16 protein-coding genes are annotated in these 22,500 nt (G+C 34.7%); 8 read left to right on the forward strand and 8 right to left on the reverse strand.

What is annotated here, in order from left to right:
• Window positions 1-46: 46 nt before the first annotated feature.
• From LNP23_RS02790 to LNP23_RS02800, 3 genes are all read right to left on the reverse strand, one after another.
• Window positions 47-1,981: an OmpA family protein gene (locus tag LNP23_RS02790; protein WP_230003607.1), complete on the reverse strand. Its 1,935-nt coding sequence runs from the start codon at window positions 1,979-1,981 to the stop codon at window positions 47-49.
• Between the two features lie 11 nt (window positions 1,982-1,992).
• Entirely contained in the window at window positions 1,993-2,910 is a 918-nt protein-coding gene (locus LNP23_RS02795) for a PorP/SprF family type IX secretion system membrane protein (RefSeq protein WP_230003608.1), read from the reverse strand.
• Window positions 2,911-3,045: 135 nt separating this feature from the next.
• Complete coding sequence (locus tag LNP23_RS02800; protein WP_230003610.1) at window positions 3,046-3,393, reverse strand: helix-turn-helix domain-containing protein; 348 nt, start codon at window positions 3,391-3,393, stop codon at window positions 3,046-3,048.
• A gap of 378 nt (window positions 3,394-3,771) precedes the next feature.
• On the opposite strand from LNP23_RS02800, the gene LNP23_RS02805 reads away from it, so the two are divergent.
• From LNP23_RS02805 to LNP23_RS02815, 3 genes are all read left to right on the forward strand, one after another.
• Window positions 3,772-7,203: a hypothetical protein gene (locus LNP23_RS02805; protein ID WP_230003612.1), complete on the forward strand. Its 3,432-nt coding sequence runs from the start codon at window positions 3,772-3,774 to the stop codon at window positions 7,201-7,203.
• A 62-nt stretch (window positions 7,204-7,265) separates the two neighbouring features.
• The gene (locus LNP23_RS02810) at window positions 7,266-7,859 is read left to right on the forward strand and encodes a hypothetical protein (protein ID WP_230003614.1); all 594 of its coding nucleotides are present in this window, start codon (window positions 7,266-7,268) and stop codon (window positions 7,857-7,859) included.
• Window positions 7,860-8,094: 235 nt separating this feature from the next.
• Window positions 8,095-9,165: a glycosyltransferase gene (locus LNP23_RS02815; protein ID WP_230003616.1), complete on the forward strand. Its 1,071-nt coding sequence runs from the start codon at window positions 8,095-8,097 to the stop codon at window positions 9,163-9,165.
• A 2-nt stretch (window positions 9,166-9,167) separates the two neighbouring features.
• Here the strand turns inward: LNP23_RS02815 and LNP23_RS02820 are convergent, their stop codons facing one another.
• The 3 genes from LNP23_RS02820 to LNP23_RS02830 form a co-directional block, all read right to left on the reverse strand.
• Window positions 9,168-10,463 carry a porin gene (locus LNP23_RS02820; protein WP_047778886.1) on the reverse strand — a complete coding sequence of 432 codons (1,296 nt, stop codon included), beginning with the start codon at window positions 10,461-10,463 and terminating at the stop codon, window positions 9,168-9,170.
• A gap of 168 nt (window positions 10,464-10,631) precedes the next feature.
• Complete coding sequence (locus tag LNP23_RS02825; protein ID WP_047778887.1) at window positions 10,632-11,711, reverse strand: sensor histidine kinase; 1,080 nt, start codon at window positions 11,709-11,711, stop codon at window positions 10,632-10,634.
• A 229-nt stretch (window positions 11,712-11,940) separates the two neighbouring features.
• Complete coding sequence (locus tag LNP23_RS02830) at window positions 11,941-12,624, reverse strand: response regulator transcription factor (RefSeq protein ID WP_047778888.1); 684 nt, start codon at window positions 12,622-12,624, stop codon at window positions 11,941-11,943.
• A gap of 231 nt (window positions 12,625-12,855) precedes the next feature.
• Between LNP23_RS02830 and LNP23_RS02835 the strand changes: the two genes are divergently transcribed.
• The 4 genes from LNP23_RS02835 (at window position 12,856) to LNP23_RS02850 (ending at window position 19,150) form a co-directional block, all read left to right on the forward strand.
• Window positions 12,856-15,633: a TonB-dependent receptor gene (locus tag LNP23_RS02835; RefSeq protein WP_230003618.1), complete on the forward strand. Its 2,778-nt coding sequence runs from the start codon at window positions 12,856-12,858 to the stop codon at window positions 15,631-15,633.
• A 204-nt stretch (window positions 15,634-15,837) separates the two neighbouring features.
• Window positions 15,838-16,977, forward strand: coding sequence for a hypothetical protein (locus tag LNP23_RS02840; protein ID WP_230003620.1), 1,140 nt, complete (start codon window positions 15,838-15,840; stop codon window positions 16,975-16,977).
• A 316-nt stretch (window positions 16,978-17,293) separates the two neighbouring features.
• Complete coding sequence (locus tag LNP23_RS02845; RefSeq protein ID WP_230003622.1) at window positions 17,294-17,635, forward strand: T9SS type A sorting domain-containing protein; 342 nt, start codon at window positions 17,294-17,296, stop codon at window positions 17,633-17,635.
• A gap of 534 nt (window positions 17,636-18,169) precedes the next feature.
• Entirely contained in the window at window positions 18,170-19,150 is a 981-nt protein-coding gene (locus LNP23_RS02850; protein ID WP_230003624.1) for a LuxE/PaaK family acyltransferase, read from the forward strand.
• Here the strand turns inward: LNP23_RS02850 and LNP23_RS02855 are convergent.
• On the reverse strand, window positions 19,147-19,491 hold the full coding sequence (locus tag LNP23_RS02855) for a hypothetical protein (RefSeq protein ID WP_230003626.1): 345 nt from the start codon (window positions 19,489-19,491) through the stop codon (window positions 19,147-19,149). The genes LNP23_RS02850 and LNP23_RS02855 overlap by 4 nt on opposite strands.
• Window positions 19,492-19,530: 39 nt before the next feature.
• Entirely contained in the window at window positions 19,531-20,826 is a 1,296-nt protein-coding gene (gene tyrS, locus LNP23_RS02860; RefSeq protein WP_230003628.1) for a tyrosine--tRNA ligase, read from the reverse strand.
• A 247-nt stretch (window positions 20,827-21,073) separates the two neighbouring features.
• Between tyrS and LNP23_RS02865 the strand changes: the two genes are divergently transcribed.
• Entirely contained in the window at window positions 21,074-22,324 is a 1,251-nt protein-coding gene (locus tag LNP23_RS02865; RefSeq protein WP_230003630.1) for a PorT family protein, read from the forward strand.
• Window positions 22,325-22,500: the final 176 nt, after the last annotated feature.

Here is a 22,500-nt window from a genome sequence, read left to right on the forward strand (position 1 = left end):
GGCTTCTTTTTTGTTCTTTTTAAAAAGGCTTAAAATTAAGCTCTTTTTAAAGGGCTGTGATAATAAACTCACTTCGTCTGTTTTGTTGGTGCTCCTCTTCTGTACAAGCAACGCCATCAGCACATTTGTTTACCAATTGTGTTTCTCCATAACCTTTACTTGTTAATCTGTCCGGATTTATTCCATTTTTTACAAGCCATTGCAGAGTAGATTTAGCTCTGTTGTCAGACAAAACCTCATTGTATTTAAAATTGGCACGACTATCGGTATGAGAACGAATATCAATTTTCATTGTTGGATAATCATTTAATGTAGCCAGTATTTTTTCTAAATCCAAAGCAGCTTCAGGACGGATATTATATTTGTCCAAGTCGAAATAGATCATTTTTATACCAAAACATTTTCCTAAATCATCCCCCACTGTTACATTACGCATAGACTTTTCAAGAGCAATAGATAAGGCTGTTCTTCCGGTTGATTTTCCGGTTATTTTTTCAATTGTAATGCTCACTTCTCTGGTAGTGTAGTCTGTTTTTTGGACTCTTACATTATAGGTTATACCACATTCGACAGGAAAACTATAAGATCCGGTAGCGTCCGCAATTGTCGTAGCTTTTATCTCCATCTGATTGTTAAACAAAGTTACTTTTGCTCCGGATAAAATGGCTCCCGTTTCAGCATCAGTAATGAGTCCGCTTAGTTCTTGGATGCATTTTAGCCTTTTGGTTTCCAGAAATTTATATATATCATCAGAACCCTGTCCACCGTCTTTATTGGAACTAAAATACCCTTTTCTCGAAACAGGATCAATGATGTAGGCAAAGTCATCTTTTGGAGAATTAATGTCATTTCCGAGATTTTGAATGTTACGGACCGTTCCGTCTTTTGTAATTTCACCGACAAAAACATCCAGACCACCAAGTCCGGGATGCCCGTCAGAGGCAAAATAAATTTCATTCTCGGCTGTTACATACGGGAAGGTTTCTTTACCCTCCGTATTGATACTGTTACCTAAGTTTTCGGGCGTTCCGAAATCACCGTTACTGTTTATAGCTACTTTGAAAATATCAGACTGTCCCAATGTTCCAGGCATATCAGAAGCAAAGTATAATGTTTTCTCGTCCGGACTCAGAGCAGGATGAGCAGTACTGTAATTGTCACTGTCAAAAGATAATGGTGTTACATGGTCCCATTTACCATTTTCAAGAGTCGCTTTGTATATTTTTATTAAAGTAGTTTTATTGGCATCTCTTCCTTTTTTCCCTGTTAGATAACTGTTTCTTGTGAAATAAATCGTTTTGCCATCTTTAGTAAAGACCGGTGAAGATTCATGAAATTTTGTGTTTAACGTATTTTTTATCTTTGATACTTTAACAGAATCCACATCGGCCATGTAGATGTTGGTGAAATAATCATTTGTCCATTTGTGTTTGCGTTGCGAAAAACTTCCGGTGTCTCTAGCCGAAGCAAAATAGACTTTATTGTTGTGTACAAAAGTTCCATAATCGGAATACTTTGAATTAATACCTGCATTTTCAATGGTATAACGACCGGAATTTTCTTTAATCCGATCGAGATAGTTTAAATTTTCTAGATAAAGTTTACCTCTGCTGTCATTTTTGAATTTTGTATCAAATTCATCCAAAATTCTATTTGCTTTATCCAGCTGCCCGGTTGACTTTAAAGATTGAGCATATCTGTAATAATACTCCGATTCTACATTGGTATTCATGGCAAATAACTCGCCGTACCATTTTGCCGCACCTTCAAATTCAGAGTTAAAATAATAGGAGTTACCTAGTTTTTTAAACATATCTTCAGACTTGTATCCTTTTTTGGCCACACGTTCATGAGTCTTTATGGCATCGTAGGCATAATGATCGTATTTTTTATCGCCGGAATTTACTTCCGACTGCTGAGAATAACTGTCAAATGAAGAAACAATAATAACTGTCAGACAAAGTAGGATATAATTTTTCATGATTATCATTTTTAGAAGAAACGAGGAGTTATCATTTTACCTTTATTGGAGAAGAATTCGTATCGTAAGAATATTTCATGCGATCCTGAATTGTAGTTGTTTAACCTCGTAGTTTCACGATCGTAACCATATCCAATATACAAACCATCTGTGACTTGAAATCCGGCCATCGCACTCAGTGAAGCGTTCCATCTGTACGCTAAACCGGCAACAAATTTATCGTTGAACATAAAATTGGCTGAAACATCTACTTGTAAAGGAACACCTTGTATCATTTTAACGAGTGCAGCCGGTTTAAATTTGATGTATTGATAATCATCTAAATTAAAAACGTAACCGGTCATGAAGTAGTAATTGATTTTATCTTTGTAGATCACAATATCATTGTCATCATAACGATTGGTTTCAATAAAGTTTGGTACCGATAGTCCAACATAAGCTTTATCAGAATGCCAGTAAACCCCGGCTCCGATATTTGGATTGAATTTATTGCTGAAATCTTGAAATTGCGGATCTCCCTGATCGGCTAGGTTCAATTTATTGATATCTAAATTGAATAAATTAGCAGATCCCTTGATTCCAAACGAAATTTTAGATTCGGCAGAGACCTGAACACTATACGAGAGATCTGCAGAAAGCGTGTTTTCATTGGTCGGTCCGATTTTGTCGCTAACCAATGAAACTCCAACTCCCACATGACTATTGTTTATAGGTGTGTTAACTGAAAGAGTACCCGTCTTAGGTGCGCCGTCAAGTCCAACCCATTGTGTACGATATAAACCAAAAACACTTAATACTCCTCGGGATCCCGCATAAGCCGGATTGATGTTTATGGTGTTGTACATGTATTGCGTATACTGTGCATCTTGTTGTGCATGACTGGCAATCACAGTAAACAGTATGACGAATAAAATTAATTTTCTTCTCATAGTAGTTATTTATTATACCAATTGTTTTTATCAATGTTTGTGATTCGATCTCTTTTTTTCTATTTGTTCTTATTTCTTGTCTCTAAGCGCTCTGATTCGGCTTATGCGGTTTCACTACAAGTCGACCCTTTTTTATTACTGTTTATCCTCCTTTAAATCCCTAATTACTTGCTCCAATTCTAAGATTTGCGTTTCATATTTCTTTATTATTTTTTGATAAACACTGAGCAAAGCATTTTGAGTCATTTCATCGTGTCCGATTTCCACGCTCTTTATTTCTTCTTCCCTTCTAAATAACGCTTCTGGTTTTATCTCAAAGATTTTACATATGTTATCAATATGACCTGCCCACGATTGACTTTGACCATTTTCCAAGCGAGCATATGCCGACTGCGAAATAAATAATTGATCAGACATCCGCTCTTGTGTCCATCCCATATTCTTTCTGAGAATCTTTAATTTATAACCTACAAATAAGTTCATTGTCTATAAAAAAATAAAATCTTACCAAGTTGTTCCTTGTATTTACGTTCAAACCTAAACTAAGATTATTCTTTACCATACAATTATTTTACAGATCAACACATCTACTTTATTTCTGTTAATGAATAAAAACTGACCGTACAAAAAAAACAGTCAGAAATAACTATCTGTACTAGATACATTATTGTGTCCTTTCCATCGTGAGTAAAATAGAAAAGCGAATCCTCTTTAAAAAAATACTTAAAGGCGCTCCTTTGAAAAAGATTAAGTCACAAAATCAAAACAACCCAGCCAATTCCACTAAATCACAGTGGCATAAAAGCGCCCTGATTTCCCAATTATAAATACTACTTTTGACTTTTTAGAGTTAAAGTATTTATGTTGAAAAAATTACTGTTTTTTGCGGTGTTTCTTTGGTATTCCGGACTACAGGCCCAGAATACAGAATCAGCATACCAAACCAAAAAAGTAATTGTAACGCGGGATACTATACACCTCGAAAAATTCAGCATCAATTCCAGTTTTTTTGAGCTTTTAAATACTAAAAAAGAACCTATTGATTCTACTTTCTATAAAATTGACTTCCAAAAGGGAACTTTACTTCTCAACGAAAAATTCACCTCAGCATCCGATACTTTAATTGTAAACTATTTAAAATACCCTGATTTTTTAACCAAAGAATATGGGCTTTATAACGAAAGTCAGGTGGTTAGCAATGATATTGGTTCCGAAAAACTCTACAAACTGGAGAATACCAATTCAAAAAAAGCCACTCCGTTTGATGGTTTAAATACTTCCGGGAGCATTACTCGCGGTGTGACCATTGGCAATAACCAGAATGCTGTTTTAAATTCAAATTTAGATCTTCAGATTACCGGAAAAATATCCGATAAAGTCAGTTTAAGAGCCTCACTTCAGGACAGTAATATTCCGTTGCAGGATGGTGGTTATTCTCAAAAACTGGATCAGTTTGATAATATTTTCATGGAACTTTTCAGCGATGACTGGAACATTCGTGCGGGTGATGTCTTTTTAGAAAACAGAAAAACGCAATTTTTGAGCTTTAACAAAAAAGTACAAGGACTCTCAACAAGTTTTAATTTTGATACCGAAAAAAGCAAAACCAATATTTTTGCCTCGGTTGCTTTTGTAAAAGGACAATACGCCAAAAGCACTTTTACCGGTCAGGAAGGCAATCAGGGTCCTTATAAATTAAAAGGTCAGAATGGCGAGCTCTATGTTTTAGTTATTTCAGGTTCTGAACGTGTTTATGTCAACGGTATACTGCTCAAACGTGGCGAAAACAATGACTACGTGATTGATTATAATGCCGGCGAAATTGTTTTTACCTCACTCTTCCCGATTACTTCAGAAATGCGAATCACTATAGAATACCAATATTCAGATCGCAATTACAACCGACTGGTAACCTATGCCGGCGCTACGCATGAAAACAAAAGCTGGAGTTTTGGTGGTTATTTATATTCCGAGAATGACTTAAAAAATCAGCCTTTACAACAAAACCTTTCTACAGAACAGGTTCAGATTTTAAGCCAAGCCGGAGATGATCAAAGTTTAATGACCGCACCATCGGCTTACGAAGACAAATACGCGGACAATAAAATTTTATACAAAAAAACAACTCTTAACGGTATTGAAATTTACGAGTATTCCAACATTCCTACTGATGTTTTATACAATGTAAAATTTAGTCTGGTTGGGAATAATCTGGGAAATTATATCATACAAAACAACAATTCGGTCGAACGCATCTACAAATACGTAGATCCGATAAACGGAATTTTACAAGGAAATTACGACCCAATCGTAAAACTGGTAGCTCCTATGAAAATTCAGGTGGCTACTTTCTTAGGGAAATACAATCCGGATGAAAAGACACTGGTTGATTTTGAAATCGCCATGAGCAATAACGATAAAAATTTATTCTCTCAAATTGATGACTCCGATAACACAGGAATTGCCCTAAAGACCACTATTAAAAAACGTCTTTTTTCCAGAGAATGGACCTTGGATGCTTTTGCCAATTATCAATTTGTGCAAGACGATTTCAGATCTGTAGAACGTTTGTATACGATTGAATTTAATCGGGATTGGAATTTAAACACAAACCTTTATGGTAATCAGAGTTTATTGGTAACGGGATTAAATTTTGATTTATTCGCCAAGAAAAAAACTGCCAATACTGCTTTTATTACCTATCAGTTTGAGAAATTAGACTTCACAACAAGCTACTCGGGATCACGACATACGGTAAATCTTTTCTCTAAATTAAATAAATGGACAATTGAAAATCAGGGCAGTTTCCTGAATTCTGATGCTACTAGTTCGACTTCTAAATTTATTCGGAATCTAACTAAAACCAAGTATCATTTTGGCAAAAACTGGGTTGGTGGAAGTATTCAAATTGAAGACAACCAGCAAAAAGACAAAATTACCAATCAGTTTTCGGCCTTGAGTCAGCGGTTTTCAGAGTACGGTGTTTTTATTGGCCGTGGCGACAGCACCAAAGTTTTTGTAGAACTGGGTTATTTACAACGTCGCAATGACAGTTTGCAAAATGGTTTGTTACAACACGTAAACGATTCGAAAATGTATGTTTTGAAATCAAAATTAATTCAAAACAAAAAAACAGATCTGGCGGTTTATGCCAGTTACCGGACACTGGACTTTACGGATCCTTCCCGAAAGAATGAACCTTCGTTAAATTCCAGAGTACTTTATAACGATCGTTTTTTTAATCAGCTTCTGCAAATTGGAACGGTTTACGAGACCAGTTCGGGAACTATTGCGCAACAGGAATTTACTTATATTGAAGTTCCAACGGGACAAGGAGTTTATACCTGGAATGATTATAATGGTAACGGCATGCAGGAATTAGAGGAGTTTGAAGTTGCTCTTTTTCCGGATCAGGCAAAGTTTATCCGTCTCTTTTTACCCAACCAGGTTTACATCAAAACCAACCAGAATAAATTCTCGCAATCGGTGACTTTAAATCCGTTGCAATGGCAAAACGAAACTGGTTTCAAAAAACTAGCTTCTTATTTTTACAACCAGACTTCGTTTATTATGGATCGAAAAGTAAAAAATAACGGCGGTCGTTTTGAACTCAATCCGTTTAATTCTTCGGATGAAAATTTACTGGGCCTCAATTCAAGTTTTAGAAACAGTCTTTTTTACAACCGTGGCAAACAAAAACATTCGGTAACCTATTCGTACCTCATTAATAAAGGAAAAAACCTGCTTTCGATTGGCTCGCAGGATGTCCGAAACAAATCGCATCAACTGCAATACACGCATCTGTATCAAAAAAGCTGGTTGTTTAATTTCTTTACCAAAACAATTAAAACCACCTTAGTTTCTGAAGATTTTACCGAAAAGAATTATAATTTGGAAGGCTATCAGATTGCCCCGAAAATCAGCTATTTGTTTTCTAAAAACACTAGTTTGGATTTCTTTTACGAATTACAAAATAAAAAAAATCAGATTGGAAACTTCGAGACTTTAGCACAAAACCGACTGGGAACCTCTTTTTCTTATGCGGGAGACAAAAAAGTAACGGTAAACGGAGAGTTTTCTTTTTATGAAAATAAATTTACCGGAAACGAATTCTCTTCAGTAGGATTCCAGATGTTAGAAGGACTGCAGGCCGGGCAAAATTTAGTCTGGAAACTTCTTTTGCAGAAGAATCTAACGCAGTTTTTAGATGTCAATTTAAATTATCAGGGGAGAAAAAGTGAGACGGGTTCCACTATTCATACGGGCAACGTGCAGCTACGTGCTTATTTTTAACGTGTTGCGAAAAACCTGTCAATAAATTGTTTAACTTTAATTGAATTTTAAACGATACTCTTATGAAAAAATTATTATTACTTTGTCTTATAGTAGTTTTATCTACTAATTTCTACGCTCAGGACGTCACGAAAACAGCGAAAAAAACCGAGGCTTCGGCAAAGAAAACAAAAGCAAGCGCTGACAAAACGAAGGCCGATGCTAAAAAAACTACTGATAAAGCCACAAAAACAAAAGAAAAAGCTGACAAAACAGCTGCTGACGCTACGAAAACAAAGGCAGACAAAACAAAAGCGAGTGCCGATAAGGTAAATGCCAGCGCTAAAGAAACTAAAGACAAAACCACTGCAAAAACTAAAGCAAGCGCAGACAAAACCAAAGCAAGTGCAGACAAAACTAAAGCAAGTGCAGACAAAACTAAAGCAAGTGCTGATAAAGTAAACGCGAGTTCAAAAGCAACACTAGATAAAGCTACAAAAACCACAACGGCTGCCTCAAAAACGACTACTAAAAAAGTCAAAGAGACTAATGAAAAAGCACCAAAAGTGGCCGATAAAGTTACCGGAGAGTACAACGGAAAAAAAGTATATACAGGACCTAAAGGCGGTAGATACTATATCAACTCTAACGGAAACAAAACTTATATTCAGGATTAAATCCTTTTTTAACTACGATACAAAGAAAGAACTGCTCAGACAGTTCTTTTTTTTGTTTAAAAAACAAATCTACTGTTAACATACGAGTAACTTTGTCTGCAAATCATATCATTCCCACCTCTCTTTAAAGTAATTTTGCGGCCTTGACAGCTCTATAGAGTTAATAATTTAGTAATATGTACGAAATAACACAAAAAACATATTTCTTTATCTTCGTCTTAAAAAGCGCTACATTATGAGCATTGACTATTCTGCGAACAAAACTATTTTAGTAGCTCCGTTAAATTGGGGCTTAGGACATGCAACAAGATGTATTCCTATCATAAAAGCGCTTCAGGAAAACAATTATATCCCAATAATCGCTTCTGACGGAATTGCATTGGCTTTACTGCGAAAAGAATTTCCATACATAGAAACACTTGAACTGCCTTCTTATCATATAGAATATGCCAAAAACGGCAAAAACTTCAAATGGAAACTAATTAAAAACTTACCTAAAATGATTACAGCCATTTTAGATGAGAAAAAAATGGTGAAGGGACTAATAAAAAAACACGGAATTGACGGTATTATATCCGATAACCGATTGGGCGTTTTCAGTAAAAAGATTCCATCGGTTTTTATGACACATCAGCTCAATGTGATGACGGGGAATACCACCTGGTTTACCAGTAAATGCCATCAACACATTATAAAAAAATATACTGAATGTTGGGTTCCTGATACTAATGAAGTTGTAAACTTAACCGGTACTTTGGGACACCTCGAAACCAATGAGCTGAATTTAAAGTATATTGGTCCATTAAGCCGAATGCGTAAAAAAGAAACGCCTAAACTTTATGATCTGATGGTTATACTGTCGGGACCTGAACCTCAACGCACTTATTTGGACGAAAAACTACAAGAAGAGGTTAAAAATTATAAAGGCAAAGTTGTTTTTGTAAAAGGAGTAGTAGAGAAAACACAAACCAAACAGGAAATTGGAAATGTTACCTACTACAATTTCATGAATTCAAAACAATTGGAACAGACCTTTAACGAAAGCGATTTGGTTTTATGTCGTTCGGGATACACCACTGTTATGGATTTGGCGAAACTGGGTAAAAAAGCCTTTTTTATTCCAACCCCGGGACAGTATGAGCAGGAATATCTGGCCATAAAACTTCAAGACGAGAATCTGGTACCTTATGCAACGCAAAACGACTTTACGATTGAAGATCTTTCAAAAGTAAAATCGTTTAAAGGTTTATCTCAATTTAAAAATAACATCGACTGGGATTCGTTATTTTCTATTTTTGAAGCGTAATTTTAGAAGTTGAACTGCGCTTGTAATCGCAATACATTTCCTTGTTGTCTGTTGATAGGTAGAACGCTGTCTTCAAAAGTCCTGTCAGCAATAACATATTCTGCGGTAAGTTCAAGCGCTTTGATTGGTTGCCATTCAACTCCTATTTCGAAGTCTCTTACAACATAACTTCTGGCATCTTTCTCGTATTTCTTTCCTCCGTCATAATATTGAAATTTTGCAAAAGGATATAAATGTTGTTTTTTGAAATCTAACTTATAATTTAATAATACATAACCACCGTTCAGACTTGTTTCATCAACCGTTTTGGTAAGGGTATTGTATCTCGGTCCTGTTCCAATATTATACTCTGCCTGGATTCCAAAAGGTTTTGGATATAAAACGAAGGTCGCTCCCAATCTTTGGTCTTTCACATATTGCGGATCATTAACGGTAACTCCTGAAGAAATTTCGCCGGTAAAAGCCCATTTTCCAGTATACGCCTGAATCCCCGGTTCTATAATCTGATTACCAATTACAAAAGGATAGGTAACTCTTGCTACAACATTCAGATCTCTGTTTCCGTCCAATTTATTGGCTATCTGTCCGTTGTAAACTCCAAAAGCAAAAACACCATAATCACCTGAACCTTTATAACCATCCTCTACCAGCATAGCAAAACGTTTTCTGATTTCGCTTGGTGCCCAATAGAAGATAAGTCCCAAGTCACGTTCGTTCAATATTGCACTGTTGATTGCATCACTTCTGTCTAATGTTAACCTTTGAGAACTGGACTGCATGTTTTCGAACCCGTAAGGAATCTTGCTTTGCCCTACACGAACACGGTATTCTCTTTTTTTATCGAAAGAAAGATCAAAATACAAATCTCTAATTTGTACAAAATTCTGAATTCCGGTAACCGGTGAGCTTGCAAAGTCAGGTTGAAAATAAAAATATACATTTGGATGTACTTGCCCTGAGAACACTAATCGTGCACGTCTGATAAAAAGTCCATTATTGGCTTTTGCATCGGGTGCTGTTGAAGTTGTTCCCCAGGATTTATCACACTGTTCGCAGGAAACTTTATCGTTTGTAGAAAGTAAACCGTTGTATCTTATTTGAGCGTAACCTCTTAGAGAAATTTTATCGTACCAATGTTCAGAAGTACCACTTTCTTCTTTTACCTCAGAAGCTTTTGCTTTGTTTATAGAATCCATAAGTCGAATTACTTCTTTCTTTACGTCTTCTTTCTTTAAATCTTGGGCATTTACTGCACCTGTAATCAGCAATAAAACTGCGATTATTTTTGTTTTTATCATTTTCACGACTGCACTTAATTTTCAGGTGCAAAGATGTATCACCTATGTTAAGATATCATTAACAAGACGTTACTATAATAAGAAGATTTGTTTCGAAATCGTTATGCCATCATGAAGCCCTTTCGCAAGCCCAGATTTTATAGTACTTCGTCTCAATAAAGCTTACATTTACTTAACTTCAGCTTTTTGATTTTTGTACGCTTTTTCTAACGTAAAAGAGAACTCGGAACCAATTCCGAACTCACTTTCTACGTATACTTTCTCTTTATGTGCTTCAATAATATGTTTTACAATGGCAAGTCCAAGTCCGGAACCACCTTCAGAACGGGTTCCGCTTTTGTCAACTCTGTAAAAACGCTCAAAAAGTCTTGGAATGTTTTGTTTTTCAACTCCTTCACCATTATCACTAATACGGATTAAGACTTTTTTCTTCGTCAGGTTTACTACACCCACTTCTGTCAAACCACCTTCTTTACCGTATTTAATAGAATTTACAATCAAATTTTCTAAAACCTGTTGAATTCTGTCCTTATCTCCGCGTATGATAACAGAATGCACATTTTTACTTTCAAAAGCCAATTTGATTTTCTTTTTATCGGCTTTCATTTCCAATAAATCAAAAACATTCTGGATCAACTCGACGATATCGAAATCTGTAATTAACAAATCTAAATCTCCCGACTCCAATTTGGTAATCATATCCAGATCCTCTACAATATAGATGAGACGCTCTACTCCTTTTTCGGCACGTTTCAGATATTTTTTACGAATCGTTTTATCATCCATCGCCCCATCAAGCAAAGTCGACACATACCCTTGAACGGTAAACAAAGGTGTTTTAAGTTCGTGCGAAACATTACCCAGAAACTCTCTTCGGTATTGCTCCCGAATTTCGAGCATTTCGATTTCGAGTTTTTTATCTGTCGCAAACTTTTTCACTTCGCGTGAGAGCGTTTCCATATCGGTTGTTATGGGTTGATTGATCAGGGTAGTTGATTCTAACAAGGAAACCTCATCGTATATTTTTTTTACTCTCCTGTATATAAACCGTTCTACTCGATATTGTAAAACCAGAAAGGAAAAAATATAAACCGAGATAATAAAGACTAATCCAAACGCAATCTGATGTTTTAACTGGTTCTTATAAAACAGAGACATCAGAATCAATACAAATCCTGTTGTAAAAAGACTGATATACAATGCTGACTTTACAGCAAATTTGTAGGTTTTTTTAAAATTAATTTTCATTGGATCATTTAAAATAATAAACTATAGGGATTACTTTTTTTATCAGATAAGTGATATAAGTTCATTACCTATAAAACCTTATTTCTAAGGATTAGATAACAACCTAAAAAAGTAAATCTTTGCCAAAATTAAAACTTTGACAAAGATAAATTTTCAATTACAAAAGTATGTACCCTATAATTTAAAATGAACTTATATTATTTATAAGATTCAAATTTATATAAGATGTTTAAACTTCAAATTTATAACCAACACCTTTAATTGTTTTAAAAAGATCTTCTCCAATCTTTTCACGTAACTTTCTGATGTGTACATCGATTGTTCTTCCACCTACTACTACTTCATTACCCCAAACTTTATCAAGGATTTCATCTCTTTTAAAAACTTTTCCCGGTTTTGAAGCCAATAGATAGAACAATTCGAATTCTTTTCTTGGCAAAGCGATTTCTACATTTCCCTTGATGATTTTGTATTCTTCACGGTTAATTTCGATTCCGCCAACGTTTAAGGTGTCACTAACAACTTCTTGTTCTTTTAACCTTCTTAACAAAGCCTTTACTTTGCTTACCAATAATTTTGGTTTTATTGGTTTGGTAATATAATCATCTGCACCTGCATCAAAACCGGCAACTTGAGAATAGTCCTCACTTCTTGCGGTTAAAAAGGTTATGATTACATTATTTAATTCTGGTATTTTTCTGATGTGTTCGCAAGCTTCCATTCCATCCATTTCGGCCATCATTACATCCATAATAATTAGGTCCGGTATTTCTTTCTGCGCTTTTGCGATTGCATCTTTTCCATTTGAAGCAGTTACAATCTGATAGCCTTCCTGAGCAAGGTTATAGCCAACAATTTCCAGGATATCCGGCTCATCATCAACTAATAAAATCTTGGTTTGTGTTTTTTTCATAAAATAGCAAAAATTGAGTTTTCTTATCAAATTTCATATCTTAAAATCCGATAGTTTTTTAATTGCGATGGTAAATATAACGATAAAACGACCGTTAAAAATTGCTGTTAACGGTAATTTAATCTGGTAACAATTTGATAATCTACAGCACACAAAAACATAACAAGTGCGTAACATGAACTTTACAGGGCGGTTCTTTCTTTGCAAAAAAATAAATTAAACACAACTCAAATGAAATTCAATTTTAAATTTCTATTAATCACATTATTTATCTGTTCGATTTCGATCGCTCAAAACAAAGGTACAATTTCTGGTGTATTAACCGATAAAGAATCGAATAATCAATCACTACCTTTTGCTAATGTTTTACTAAAAGGAACAAAAATTAGCGCAAACACTGACATTGACGGAAAATATTCCTTAAATGTAAACCCTGGAAACTATACTATTATTTTCAGTTTTGTGGGTTATGAATCTGTTGAACAACCCGTAACAGTAACCGCAGGTCAAACCGTAACCGTAAATCAGATCCTTTCTTCGGGAGGTTATACATTGAAAGATGTTGTTGTAAAATCTACGGCAAACAAACAAAAAGAAACGGCTTTATTATTAGACCAAAAAAATGCAGTTGCCTTTAAATCTGCTATTGGTGCTGAAGAAATAACAAGAAAAGGAGTTAATGATGTTGCAACTGCAGTATCTAAAGTTAGTGGTGTATCAAAACAGGATGACTCCGGAAATGTTTTCGTAAGAGGACTTGGCGACCGTTACAATGTTACTACTCTAAATGGCCTTCCATTACCATCAAATAATCCTGCCAACAAAAACATACTTCTGGATATTTTCTCTACCAATATTGTAGATAATATCGGTATAAGCAAAACATTTGAGGCGCAAAATTATGCCGATTTTGGAGGAGCAAATATTGATATTAGCGCAAAAAAATTCAGCGGCAAACCTTTCCTTACTTTTTCAGTTGGTACAGGTGCTAATACTAATGTTTTAGGTCAGGATCATTTTTATTTACAAGACGGACCTTCTTACTCTGGATTTAAAACAGTTGGAGTTCCTGATGCTCCACTGAAACCTTATAACTATACTACAAGCTGGGACAGACAAGAGAACAAAAATGTATTAAATGCTTTTTATGCCTTAACGGGAGGAAGAAAATTTATACTAAATGACGAAAGCTCAATAGGTACATTTGTTACTGCTTCTTTTAGTGCAAAAAATAAATACACAGAAGGTTACAGCAGAGGAGGTATCACTTCTGACGGAGATATCCTTTCTGATTTTTACAGAAAAGCTTACAAACACAGTACTACTACAACCGTTATGGGTACGGCCGATTATAAAATCAACAATAAAAACTCCATCTTTTTTACTTCGTTATTCTTAAACTCAAGCGATCAGGACTATAGTGAGTACGAAGGAACTAACGTAAACTTTGATGGTGGTGGTGCTACCGCTCTAGATCAAATTACAGGTTTTATCAAACGTGGAACTTTCGAAAGAACGCGATTGACTGTAAATCAACTTACAGGAAAAAACAAATTTAATGATCAATGGAACTTAAACTGGGGACTTGGATACAGTATTTCTAATAGTGCAATTCCAGATCGTATGCAAAACTCTTTTGTTTACGCTCCTAATGGAACAGATTTCACTTTCTTTACCAATTCAAACATCAATAATCACCGATTTTTTCAAGATTTAAAAGAAAAGGAATTTGCTGCAAACATTGCTCTTTCTTATAACTTCAACAAAAAAAGTAACGATGACGGATACAAAGGGAAAGTAACTTTTGGTTACTCAGGAAAAATGAAAAAATTAGATTATACGATGCAGCAATTTTCATTCTTCCCGGACAGAACAACAATATCTTTCCCGAAAGAAGACATTCATCATGTTGACAATTATCTGGATGAGGCACACTTTGGGTCTTCCCAATCTAACAGAATACATCAATTGTACAATGGAAACTTAGATATCCATAGTGCATTCGCAAATGTTCAGTACTCACTTACCGAAAAACTAAGCGTGATTTTAGGAGCCCGATTCGAAAAATTAACTCAGGATGTCTTTTACGTGACTACAACAGTGCCTGACGGAGACAACTCAAACTATTCTAAATTCAACATTTTACCAAGTTTAATTTCGAAATATACTTTGAATGAGAAACAAAATTTAAAGTTCTCTGCCAGCAAAACCTATACGCTTCCTCAGTTTAAAGAAAAAGTGCCAATTCTTTACGAAGATGTAGCACAAGCTTATGAAGGAAACCCTAAGTTATATCCTTCTACAAATTACAATTTTGATTTAGGATGGGAGTATTTTCCGAAATCAGGTGAATTAGTTTCTGTAACTGCTTTTGGAAAAATTATTCAAAATCCAATTAACGAAATGTTCCTGAATTCTTCTTCTAATGATATTACTTATGCTAATACAGGTAAAAAAGCAACGGTAGCCGGAATTGAATTAGAAATTAGAAAAGACATTTTTGAAATCGAAAATGAGAATAGTCTAAAAACAAAACTTTCCTTTGATGCAAACGGGTCTTATCTTTATACTAATCAGGATCTAAGTAATGACAAAGTAAATGCTGAAAATCCTTTTGGAGCTAATTTCACTTTTACAGAAAGTAAATTAACAGGTGCTTCTAATTTCTTAGCCAATGCAAACATCTCGTTCTTAAATGAATTTTCACACGACAGAGACATCTCCGCAACAGTATCATATTCTTATTTTTCAGATAAGTTAGCTGTAATTGGAACTTCAAAAGTTGGAAACATAGTGGACAAAGCTGTAAATAAATTAGATTTCATTTTAAATACCAGTTTGACTAAAAGCTTAAAACTGGGACTAATTTACAATAACATATTAAATCCAACTTTTAAACGTGTACAAGAGCAAGGTGAAGTACCAGGAAAAAGTGCTGTAGGTGATGTATTAGTAACTTCATACAAAGCAGGCTCTGATCTTAGACTTACATTAAACTATACATTTTAAGAACTTATTTTAAAAAAACACAAAGGTGATTAGCTACTACTAATCACCTTTTTTTATGTATTAAAATCGAATGTAAATTTTACATTAAGTCGCTCTTCATTTGATAAGATACGCTTAATACATTAATAATATCCGCTTAACTCGGCAAAAAAATATCTTCCTTTACTTTGCCATAAATAAACAAAACAACAAAAAATTAATAAAATGAAAAAAACATTTTTAGCAATGACTGCACTATTCGGACTTGCTTTAACAAGCTGTAGTTCTGATGACAACAACAATAACAACAACAGTGGAGACAAAAGCACATTCGTGTTAAAAGTTGATGATTTAAAAGGAAACATTAATGACGGTACAGTAACTTTAGACCCAACTAAAACTTACACTTTAACTGGTGGCTTAGTAGTAAAAGGTGGAGCAACTTTAGTTATTCCTGCCGGAACAGTAATCAAAAGTTCTGCTACTGCAGAATCTACTTCTTTATTTATCGCTGTAGAAAGAAATGCTAAAATCAACATCAATGGTACCGCTGCTAAACCAGTAGTTATGACATCTGGAAAAGCTACTCCTGCACAAAGTGACTGGGGTGGATTAATTATCGCTGGTAATGGTATCGTAAACACTGGAGCAAACGGAACTTCTGAAGTAGGTGGTTTAAGCTACGGAGGAACTGACAATACGGATAACTCAGGAAACATTAACTACTTGAAAATTTCTTATACTGGTTCTAAATTCTCTGCAACTAAAGAATACAATGGAGTATCTTTCTTTGGAGTAGGTTCTGGAACAAAAGTATCTGACATCTATACTTACGAAAGTGGTGATGATGGTATTGAATTTTTCGGAGGAGCTGTAAACGCTACAAACCTTACAATAATCAACTCTTATGATGATTCATTAGATTTCGCTGACGGATGGCAAGGTACTGCAACAAACGTATATATTAAAGGTGTTTCAAAAGCAGGTGTTGAAGGTTCAAACAATGAGAAAGATCCTAGTGGAGCACTTCCTGTAACAAATGCTAAAATCGTTAATGTTTCTATCATAAAAGGTGGAGCTACTTTCTTATCAGACGAAAAAGCAATCAACTATAAAGAAGGTGGTGGAAAACAAGCTTACACAAACTTATATGTTGCTGACGATATGCCTATCGCTCTTGCTAAACTAGCTACTGATGCTGGTGCTGTTGCAAACATGAATGCTGGTTTCTTTACGATCACAAACTATACTTTTGGTGCTCAAATCACTAATGTAACTGGTCCTAAATTATCTGGAGCAACTAGTGGTCAAACTGGTGCTGGTGCTGGTGCAAATTTACCTACTTGGGCTGATTGGACTAAGTAATTAAATAACAATCATATAGAAAAGCAGTCTGAAAATAATTTTCAGACTGCTTTTTCTTTTGCAACAATTTGCCTTTTGTTGAAAACGGGTGCCGAAAACTATTTTCTTAAACTTCACTACTGAAATCACGCCTTCAGTTGAACTACGAGTAATAACTAACAATAGATATATAACTGCTATGAGACAACTCACTGATTTATTGCCTTCTAATTTAGAAAAACCCATTTTGTTAAAAACATCCTAAATTTTCAGGATGTAATTTTTTGGTGTAATTTTTGTAATTTTTTTTGTATATTTACTTATCTAAAAAAATGCGATGGCAAAAAATTACTTTTATATTATAATCTTACTGGCTTTTTTCTTTACTGTTAGCTCTTCTGCACAAGACAGTAAACAAACGTCAAAACCTCAAGATGGATCTGCCACTATTGAGGGACTAAGTTTGTACCCTAATCCGGTCACAAATGGCAAGGTTTATATCACCTCTAAAAACGATTTAGAAAAGGAAATTATTGTCTTTGATCTCTTGGGTAAAAAAGTAATTCAGACACATTTAGTCTCCAAAGAATTAAACGTTGCTGATTTATCTCCCGGCGTTTACATTATAAAAATAAGCGAACAAAATGTTTCCGCTACGCGAAAGTTGATTATTCGATAAAAAATAAAAAAAAGGCTGTTCATTTTGAACAGCCTTTTTTAGTTTTCGATCTCAGGTTCGGTTTTTGGGGTTGCTTAAATTTTCTTCGAAATCTGCTTTTCTAATTCTTCTAAAATGATTCACTCGTGCTCCCTTTTTGTCAATTGACGGAGGAGTACTCGCATTCAACTGAACGCGATTTCTCGACTTCGCTCGAAATGAATACTGTGGAAAATAATATTCTCATGGATCAAATACAAAGCCCTTCGACTTCGCTCAGGGCGACAATAAATGTCAAAACTAAAACTGAATACTGAGACTGAGACTGAATACCGAGACTGAATACCGAGACTGAATACCGAGACTGAACACTGAGACTGAACACTAAAAAAACCTTAATGTCAGGCTGAGCGAAGTCGAAGCCCTGCTTAACCCAAAACCCTTCGACTTCGCTCAGGGTGACAAATGAATGTCAAGACTCAGACTGAAACTGAAAACTGAGACCGAAAACTAAAAACTATCTACAATAATACCTACCTTTGCGCAAAAAAAGTTTTGATTACAGCCAACGATATATTTACCATTTCGAGTCAGAAACAATTTGAAAAAATAGCCTTAAAGGTGTTTCGTTTTCAGCATGAGAACAATCAGGTATATCGTGATTTTTGTGATTTTTTGAAAGTAAATCCACAACAGGTAAAATCAATACAACAAATTCCTTTTTTACCCATTCAGTTTTTCAAAAGTCATGATGTTGTTTCGAATGCAGATCCTGCTCAGGTTACTTTTACCAGCAGCGGAACTACCGGAATGATTACCAGCAGACATATCGTAACCGATGTTACTTTATACGAAGAAAGTTATCGAAAAGGGTTTTCTGAATTTTACGGCAATATCGAGGATTACGTTGTTTTAGCCCTTTTACCGTCTTATCTCGAACGCGAGGGCTCTTCGTTAATCTACATGGTAGAAGATCTGATAAAACTATCCAATCAGCCTGAAAGCGGGTTTTATTTACACAACCACGAAGAACTTACCCAAAAACTAATCGAATTAGACCAATCCGGACAAAATACCATTCTGATTGGGGTAACTTATGCTTTATTGGATTTAATTGAAAAACATCAATTTCAACTTCAGAACACCATTATCATGGAAACCGGAGGAATGAAAGGCAAACGAAAAGAAATGATTCGCGAAGAACTGCACGAACAACTTTGCGAAGGTTTTGGTGTTACTGCCATTCATTCCGAATATGGAATGACCGAACTTTTAGGTCAGGCCTATTCTTTAGGTGAAGGTATATTTGAATGTCCGTCTTGGATGAACATTTTAGTTCGTGACCCTGAAGATGCTTTGACCTATGTAAAAGAAGGAAAAACGGGTGGAATAAATGTGATCGATTTAGCCAATATCAATTCCTGTTCTTTTATCGCAACGCAGGATTTGGGCAAAAAATATCCCAACAACTCTTTCGAGGTATTGGGACGTTTTGATAATTCTGATATTCGTGGCTGTAATTTGATGGTACTTTAATTTTCTTCCAGCAAACCAATACTATCTATTCCTTCTTTTCTAAGTAACTCTTTTTCTTTCTTGCCTTTGCTTTCAAGCGATTTATAGACTGCATAACAACCTAATCCTCCTAAAATTGAATAACATATATTATGAGCCGGGCTATCATAATTTCCATTTTCTATAGTCTCAAATCCATCAACAAGTCCCATCACAATCATAAAACTTACTGCGAATATAAAAGACAAACCAAAATAAGACCCTAGTCCTAAAAAGAAATATTTCCATTTATTTTTATTGTACAAAATCGCCAAATTACTGAAAGCTTTCCAAATCCAATAAATAAAAATAAATCCGAACATATATTAATTTAGACAATAACCGTAGTTAAGTTAGTATTCTTATTTTACTCTAATCACAAAATAATTTTTCTTTCCACTCTGCAATAACACAAATTGATTATTGATCAGATCATTTGCCGTTAAAACAAAATCTTCTTTTATTTTCTCTCTGTTTACCGAAATCGAATTTGCTGTTAGCGCACGTCTTGCTTCTCCGTTTGATTTAAAGAAACCTGTTTTTTCATTTAGAACCGTCACAATTTCCAAACCGTTTTCAAGATCTGCTTTTGCAATTTCTGCTTGCGGAACTCCGTCAAAAACTTCTAAGAAAGTAGCTTCATCCAATTGTTTCAAATCTTCTGCAGTCGAGTTTCCAAACAAGATATTCGAAGCTTGAATCGCTTTTTCCAACTCTTCTTTACTGTGCACAAAAATGGTGATTTCTTCAGCCAGTTTCTTTTGTAAAACTCTCAAGTGTGGTGCTGTTTTATGCTCTTCGATTAAGGCATCTATTTCTTCTTTCTCTAAAAAAGTAAAAATTTTAATATACTTTTCAGCATCAACATCAGTGGCATTTACCCAAAATTGGTAGAATTTGTATACTGAAGTTTTATCAGTATCCAACCATACGTTTCCTCCTTCAGATTTTCCGAATTTAGATCCATCTGCTTTTGTAATCAATGGCGTTGTTAAGGCAAAAGCTTTTGCACTTTCTCCTCCCATTCTGCGCACTAATTCTGTACCTGTGGTGATATTACCCCATTGGTCAGAACCTCCCATTTGCAAAAGGCAGTTGTTGTTTTTATATAAATGATAAAAATCGTAACCTTGAATCAATTGATATGTAAACTCTGTAAAAGACATTCCTTCTCCTTCTCCGCTCAATCTCTTTTTTACAGAATCTTTCGCCATCATATAGTTTACGGTGATTCGTTTTCCAACTTCACGCGCAAAATCAATAAACGAAAATTCTTTCATCCAATCGTAGTTATTCACCATTACCGGAGCATTTTTATCTGCCGAATTAAAATCTAAGAAACGAGACAGAACACTTTTAATACCGGCTACGTTTTTAGCCAAAGTCTCTTCGTTTAATAAATTTCTTTCGTCCGATTTTCCAGATGGATCACCAATCATCCCGGTTGCACCTCCTACCAAAGCGATAGGCTGATGACCAAAATTCTTTAAATGAACCAATAAAATAATCTGAACCATACTTCCAATATGAAGTGAATCTGCTGTTGGATCAAAACCAATATACGCTGTTGTTACTTCTTTCAGTAATTGTTCTTCCGTTCCAGGCATACTGTCATGATATAACCCGCGCCATTTTAATTCTTCAACTAGATTTTTCATTTTTAAAATAATTTGTGCAAATATAATTAATTCCGCTAGTAGTGGGATACTATAAAATTTTATATCCGAAAAAGATTTTTCACGAGGCACTTTATCCTAACCTTCAAACTAACCGTACAAAAAACAAACACAAGACTTATAATGAGCCAATTACGAAGAACTTTTTTGGAACGTAAAAAAAATCTTAAAAATTGATATATTTTCAAATTTCATTATCTAATTTTGACAAAAAACCAAGAAACCACTTATGAAAAAACTATTACTGATTACCTTACTACTTTGCTACTCGTTTACAAATGCGCAAATTACGTTCGAAAAAGGATACTTTATATCCAATAACGGAAACAGAACAGAATGTTATATTAAAAATTTAGATTGGAAGAATAACCCAACAGACTTTAAATACAAACTACAACTTACAGATTCCGAATTCCAAACAAGTACTGGTGCGGATACCCAAGAATTTGGTATTGACAATGAAAGTACCTACAAAAAATTCAAAATAAAAATAGACCGTTCAAGCGACGATCCGTTAAAATTAACATCAAACAGAAATCCGGATTGGAGAGAAGAAACGCTATTCTTAAAAACACTTGTAGAAGGCGATGCTACGTTGTATAGTTATACAGAAGACAATATGAACCGATTCTTTTACGCTACTAAAACAATTCCAACGGAACAATTGATTTACGTTAAATACCTAATAACAGAGCAAAGCGAAGGAGCAGAAAAGATAGGCGAAAACAACGAATACAAACAACAGTTATATAAGAATGTTGCCACTCCAACTACAACCGAAAAAAGTCTCTTAAACCTAACATACAAAAAAGCAGACCTTGTTGCTTATTTTTCAAAATACAACAACCTTAATCCTGACTCCGTTAAAAATGAAAATACAAAAAAGACCAAAAGTAAATTCTTCATCAAAATAACACCCGGCGTAAGTTTTGCTTCATTATCATCAACCAATGACGCTGACAATCAACTTAATGCAAAACTTGATAAAAAAGCTGTGTTTAGAATTGGCGCTGAATTCGAATACGTACTTCCTTACAATAAAAACAAATGGAGTGTTTTTATCAACCCGACGTATCAAAAATATCAGAATGAAAAAGACTATGGAGTTCCGAGTCCTTTTATCACCTTTCCAAATGTAGAATACACTATAAAAGCCAGTTATAGCTCATTGCAACTACCAATTGGTATACGCCATTATATGTTTTTAAACGAAAATTCAAAAATTTTCATTAATTATTCGTACACCATAGACGTCAGCAGCAAAACAGATATAACTTACACTAACAAAACGGCAAGCAACGCTTCGGGGAGTTTCACAGGAGATTTCGCAAAAAACTCAGCGTTGGGAATCGGTTATAATTTCAAAAATAAATTCTCAGCTGAAATAAGATTTAATACAAAAAAAGAATTAGTTAATTACACCTATCATTCAGCAAAATACAATGCAATAGATTTCATATTTGCCTATACTATTTTTTAGTAAGCAATAAAATTATTCGACCTCTAGGTGATGCAAATGAATTAAAATTCTTAATTCATTTGCATCACCTTTTTTTTAAACCATTTGCATAAAAACAAAGATTACCAATTTCAAAACAAACAAAAACTTCGCACCTTCCCTACTTTGCACCTTTAAACCAAAATAGTATATTTACA

It is taken from the genome of Flavobacterium cupriresistens (assembly GCF_020911925.1).
Classification (GTDB): Bacteria; Bacteroidota; Bacteroidia; order Flavobacteriales; family Flavobacteriaceae; genus Flavobacterium; species Flavobacterium cupriresistens.

Coding starts and splice junctions, on each gene's coding strand:
- LNP23_RS02800 (WP_230003610.1), bottom strand. CDS start 3,393: ATGAACTTATTTGTAGGTTATAAATTAAAGATTCTCAGAAAGAATATG.
- LNP23_RS02820 (WP_047778886.1), bottom strand. CDS start 10,463: ATGATAAAAACAAAAATAATCGCAGTTTTATTGCTGATTACAGGTGCA.
- LNP23_RS02845 (WP_230003622.1), top strand. CDS start 17,294: ATGGCAAAAAATTACTTTTATATTATAATCTTACTGGCTTTTTTCTTT.
- tyrS (WP_230003628.1), bottom strand. CDS start 20,826: ATGAAAAATCTAGTTGAAGAATTAAAATGGCGCGGGTTATATCATGAC.
- LNP23_RS02865 (WP_230003630.1), top strand. CDS start 21,074: ATGAAAAAACTATTACTGATTACCTTACTACTTTGCTACTCGTTTACA.
- LNP23_RS02825 (WP_047778887.1), bottom strand. CDS start 11,711: ATGAAAATTAATTTTAAAAAAACCTACAAATTTGCTGTAAAGTCAGCA.
- LNP23_RS02840 (WP_230003620.1), top strand. CDS start 15,838: ATGAAAAAAACATTTTTAGCAATGACTGCACTATTCGGACTTGCTTTA.
- LNP23_RS02815 (WP_230003616.1), top strand. CDS start 8,095: ATGAGCATTGACTATTCTGCGAACAAAACTATTTTAGTAGCTCCGTTA.
- LNP23_RS02830 (WP_047778888.1), bottom strand. CDS start 12,624: ATGAAAAAAACACAAACCAAGATTTTATTAGTTGATGATGAGCCGGAT.
- LNP23_RS02795 (WP_230003608.1), bottom strand. CDS start 2,910: ATGAGAAGAAAATTAATTTTATTCGTCATACTGTTTACTGTGATTGCC.
- LNP23_RS02790 (WP_230003607.1), bottom strand. CDS start 1,981: ATGAAAAATTATATCCTACTTTGTCTGACAGTTATTATTGTTTCTTCA.
- LNP23_RS02855 (WP_230003626.1), bottom strand. CDS start 19,491: ATGTTCGGATTTATTTTTATTTATTGGATTTGGAAAGCTTTCAGTAAT.
- LNP23_RS02810 (WP_230003614.1), top strand. CDS start 7,266: ATGAAAAAATTATTATTACTTTGTCTTATAGTAGTTTTATCTACTAAT.
- LNP23_RS02805 (WP_230003612.1), top strand. CDS start 3,772: ATGTTGAAAAAATTACTGTTTTTTGCGGTGTTTCTTTGGTATTCCGGA.
- LNP23_RS02835 (WP_230003618.1), top strand. CDS start 12,856: ATGAAATTCAATTTTAAATTTCTATTAATCACATTATTTATCTGTTCG.